Genomic DNA, 4225 nt, shown 5'->3' with positions numbered 1-4225 from the left:
GCCCCGCTCGTCCTGACCGTCCTCGGCCTCGCCCGGGTCCGCCCCGTCCTCGCGGTCCTTCTTCTTTTTCTTCCTCCCGGCGTCCTCGGCCCGCTCGCCGCCGGTCGCCGATGCCGTCGCCGTGGCCGCCGCCTCCTCGGCCGACGCGCCACCGCCCGGTGCCGTGCCGGGCGTCGTGGACGCGCTCTCGCCCTCGCCGCCCCCGTCCGGGGCGGACGCGGCGGCGGGCTGCTCCGAGGGGCCCTCGGTGCCGAGTTCGGCGAGGCTCAGACCACCGGCCGCGAGCGCGAGACCCGCGGTGACGAGGAGGACCTTGCGGCGTCTGCGCCGGTGCGCGGCGCGACCGCGCTCGCCCCGCCGGACGCGGCCACGGGCCCGGGCACGCCCTCCCGCGCGGCCTCCCGCGCGGGGCGAGTCCGCGTCGTGGCCGTCGTCGCGGCCGGTGGACTCGTCCCGTGCGGTGAGGGAGCGCGCGTACTCCCGGCAGGCTTCGGCCGGGGTTCCGCACCCCGGGCAGGCGAGGGCTCCGTTGAGGTGCCTGCGGCACGGGTGGCAGTAGTCCATGAGGCTTGGAGGCTAGGCGCCGCTCCGGTGACAGCGGAAGGTGCCGCTGTGAAAGTTGTGTGCGGAATCAATAACTCCGGCGCGGCGGCCGCGCGGGCCCGCCACGGGCCGCGTTGTCAGTGGCAGGAGGCATGATTCAGGGCATGACGCAGAACTCCTCGGGTGAGCTGTACGCCCTCGCGCACGAGCACCTCCCCTCCGACGTGGCCGAGCGGTGGCTCGGGCTGCTCAGGCCCGGCATCCGACTCGCCGCGGCGGGCGGGGACGACGCGGTGGTGGGGCAGTTGGGCGGCGAGCCCCGGCTCCCGGAGTCGGTGGAGTGGCCGGTGTGGGAGGGGCAAGGCGCCCTGTCGTTCATCGCCTCGGTGGACTGCGCGGCGCTGCCCTCCGGGGCGCTCGACATACCGTTCCCGGACTCCGGCACGCTCGCCTTCTTCTACTACGACGGCCAACTGGACGACGAGGAGGAGGCGTTCGTGGAGGTGGACGCCCCGGAGACCTGGGCGGGCGCCCGGGTGGTGTTCATACCGGCGGGTGCGAAGGCCTCCCGGCGCGACACCCCGCACGAGCTGGAGGCGTACCCCCACGTCCCGCTCGCCGCGCGCGTGGAGCTGACGGTGGCGGAGCCGACGCACCCGCAGATCCAGGAGGCCCTGGCACCGCACGCGACGGCGTTCCAGGAGTACGAACACCCGGTGTGCGACGAGAAGTTCACCGACGCCCTGTGGAGGTACGACGAGGAGGCGGGCCACCAGCTCGGCGGCACACCGCAGTCGGTCCAGGACCCCGTCGAGCTTGAGGTCGCCCGCGCCGCCCTCGGGCCCGGGACGGACTGGCACGACCCGCGGCTCGTCGACGAGATGCGGGAGTGGGTGCTCCTCGCCCAGTTCGACACGGACGACGCGGCGGACATGATGTGGGGCGACGGCGGCTGCCTCTACTGGCTGATCCGCAGGGACGACCTCGCCGAACGCCGCTTCGAGAAGGCCCTGTTCACCTGGCAGTGCTGCTAGGCGGAGACCGCCCCGGGAGGCGGCCCGGGCCCAGGAGGACGCCCGGGCGGTTCTAGGCCCGCCCGAGCTGACCCCGCAGCCTCCGTGCCCGCAGCACCAGTTCGAGCTCGAAGCGGCGGTCCGGGTCGTCCACCTCGTCGCCCCAGAGCTCCCTTATCTGGCGCAGGCGGTAGCGGACGGTCTGGGGGTGGACGCCGAGCCGCGCCGCGACCTCCGGTGCGCCGCCGCGCGTCTCCAGCCACGCGAGGAGGGTCTCGGCGAGGCGGCGGCCATGGGCGGGACCGCAGTGGTCCAGGGGCGCGAGGCAGCGCCGGGCCAGGTCCTCGATGAGCTCCTCCGGCTGGAGCAGCACCAGCGCCTCGGTGTGCTCCGTGCAGTGCAGCACCTCCCCGGCGGGCAGCAGCCCGCGCTCCATCAGCCGCACGGCGGCCTCGGCCCAGCGCAGCGACTTCGCGGCGTCCGCGAGCGGCACCGGCGGGCCGATGGCCCCGGCCCAGCCGGTCATGGCGCGGCGCAGCAGCTCGGGGCGGCCCGCCGCCTCGGGGTCGGGCACGACCATGCGGGGCTGTTCGGCCTCCATGTCGAGCAGGACGCCCTCGCCCACCGCCGGGGCGACGGCCTCGCGGGCGGGGCGGAGCAGCACGCCGACCGCGACGCGCTCGGGGAGCTGCCAGCCGACGCGGGCGGCCCGTTCACCGAGGCCGTTGCCGAGCGCGGTGGCGCCGCCCTGCCCGGACGCATGCCCCGGGGAGCGGTCGCCGTAGGACGGCGGGCCGCCGCCCGTCTCGGAACGGCGCTCCGAGAGCAGCAGCTCCATCAGCTTGCGCTGGAGCCGGAGCCGTTCGCCCGCCTCACGGGCGGCGGCCTCGGCGTAGCCGCGTACGGACTGGTCGACGAGGCCGTCGAGGTACTCGAAGCCGGACTCGGCGAGTTCGTACATGGCGGGGGGCGGGATCTCTATCTGCTGGCCGATCTCGGCGAGGCGGCGCCAGGCGAGGCGCACACCGAGGCGGTAGATCGCCTGGAGCGAGTCGAGGCTGCGGCCGTGCAGGCCCTCGCCGCGGCCGAACTCCTGGAAGACCTCCAGGTGGTAGCGGGGTCTGCCCTCCTGCGACGCGATCTCCTTGACGAAGCCCTCCAGGGCGCGGCGGATGCCCACCAGCGCCATGGGTTCGCCCGAGTCGTCGAGGACGACGGGGAGTCCGGGGTACTCGGCGCGGATCTCGCGCAGGATGTCCTGGGCGAGCGCGGGCACCTCCTCCAGGGCGAGCGCGGCGAAGCGCCGCACCTGCCGGGGCGGTACGTCGCGCCAGGCGGAGCGGGCCGCGGACGGGCTCTGGCCACCCGGCGCGGAGGCGGCCCGGGGGGCCTGGTCGKSGGGGTGGGTGCCGGGCTGGTGAGGCGGCGGGCCACGGGCTCGGTGAAGCGGGCGGTGACCGGGCCGATGACGACCATGATGAGGACGTACGCGGTGGCCAGCGGGCCGACGCGGGGTTCGGTGCCGACCGCGAGCCCGGCGATGACGATGGAGAACTCCCCGCGGGCCACCAGCGCGCCCGCCGCCCGCCAGCGGCCCGCGGGCCCGACCCCGGCGCGACGGGCCGCGTACCAGCCGGTGGCGAGCTTCGTGCTCGCGGTGACGACGGCCAGGAGCAGCGCGGGAACGAGTACGGCCGGGATGTCGGCGGGGTCGGTGGACAGGCCGAAGAAGACGAAGAACACCGCGGCGAACAGATCACGCAGGGGCGTGAGGAGCACACCCGCGCCCTCGGCCGTCTTGCCGGAGAGCGCGATGCCGACGAGGAAGGCGCCGACGGCGGCCGAGACCTGGAGCTGCTGGGCGAAACCGGCCACCAGCAGGGTGAGGCCGAGGACGACGAGCAGGAGCATCTCGGGGTTGCTGGAGGAGACGGCGCGGCTGATGAGCCGTCCGTGGCACAGCGCCACGTACAGCACGGTGCCGACGGTGCCCAGGGAGATCAGCAGGGTGACCCCGGTCCCGGCGAGGCCCGCACCGGCGAGCAGGGCGGTGAGGAGAGGCAGGTAGAGGGCCATGGCGAGGTCCTCGATGACCAGGACGCCGAGGATGACGGGTGTCTCGCGGTTGCCGAGGCGGCCCAGGTCGCCGAGGACCTTGGCGATGACGCCCGACGAGGAGATCCAGGTGACGCCCGCGAGGGCGACGGCGGCGACGGGACCCCAGCCGAGGAGGAGCGCGGCCGCCGCCCCGGGCAGCGCGTTGAGGGTGAAGTCGACGATGCCGGAGGGGAATTGGGTCCTGAGATTGGTGACGAGTTCCCCGGCGCTGTATTCGAGGCCGAGCAGGAGCAGCAGGAGGATGACGCCGATCTCGGCGCCGGTCGCTATGAACTCCTCGCTGGCGCCGAGCGAGAGGATGCCGCCGTGTCCGAAGGCGAGTCCGGCGAGGAGATAGAGGGGGATGGGCGAGAAGCCCACCCGGCCGGCGAAGCGGCCGAGCAGACCGAGGGCCAGGATGATGGCCCCGAGCTCGATGAGCAGGGCGGTGGTGTGGTGCACGGGCGTCTCCTCCGGGTGTGGCTCGGCGATGGCGTCAGTGCTCCTTCGGGCGTCGGCCGTGGCGGGCCGGGCGCGATGGCGCAGCGGTGCTTCGGGGTGTGCGGCGGGGC

At 74.8% G+C, this 4225-nt stretch carries 3 protein-coding genes and 1 pseudogene; 1 reads left to right on the top strand and 3 read right to left on the bottom strand.

Annotation, left to right across the window (positions count from 1 at the left end; translation table 11 throughout):
• Window positions 1-564, bottom strand: a 564-nt coding sequence (locus AB8Z36_RS33555) for an SCO2400 family protein (protein WP_369217164.1), incomplete at its 3' end; no start/stop codon positions are given.
• A 143-nt stretch (window positions 565-707) separates the two neighbouring features.
• On the opposite strand from AB8Z36_RS33555, the gene AB8Z36_RS33550 reads away from it, so the two are divergent.
• Window positions 708-1577: a YwqG family protein gene (locus tag AB8Z36_RS33550; protein ID WP_369217163.1), complete on the top strand. Its 870-nt coding sequence runs from the start codon at window positions 708-710 to the stop codon at window positions 1575-1577.
• A gap of 52 nt (window positions 1578-1629) precedes the next feature.
• Here AB8Z36_RS33550 and AB8Z36_RS33545 read toward each other — a convergent pair whose 3' ends face one another.
• Together AB8Z36_RS33545 and AB8Z36_RS33540 are read right to left on the bottom strand one after the other, a co-directional pair.
• Window positions 1630-2745: a helix-turn-helix domain-containing protein gene (locus AB8Z36_RS33545; protein WP_440582066.1), complete on the bottom strand. Its 1116-nt coding sequence runs from the start codon at window positions 2743-2745 to the stop codon at window positions 1630-1632.
• Window positions 2746-2936: 191 nt separating this feature from the next.
• A pseudogene (locus tag AB8Z36_RS33540) lies at window positions 2937-4115 on the bottom strand (cation:proton antiporter); the annotation flags it as partial.
• Window positions 4116-4225 lie beyond the last annotated feature (110 nt).

Origin of the sequence: Streptomyces flavofungini (genome assembly GCF_041028215.1) — a bacterium.
Lineage (GTDB): Bacteria > Actinomycetota > Actinomycetes > Streptomycetales > Streptomycetaceae > Streptomyces > Streptomyces flavofungini_B.
The sequence above is the reverse complement of the archived record's forward strand: the minus strand, read 5'-3'. Positions and strand labels throughout refer to the sequence as shown.

What these genes read in the sequence shown, in the direction of transcription:
- AB8Z36_RS33545 (WP_440582066.1), bottom strand. Translation starts at nt 2,745, where the DNA reads ATGGCGCTGGTGGGCATCCGCCGCGCCCTGGAGGGCTTCGTCAAGGAG.
- AB8Z36_RS33550 (WP_369217163.1), top strand. Translation starts at nt 708, where the DNA reads ATGACGCAGAACTCCTCGGGTGAGCTGTACGCCCTCGCGCACGAGCAC.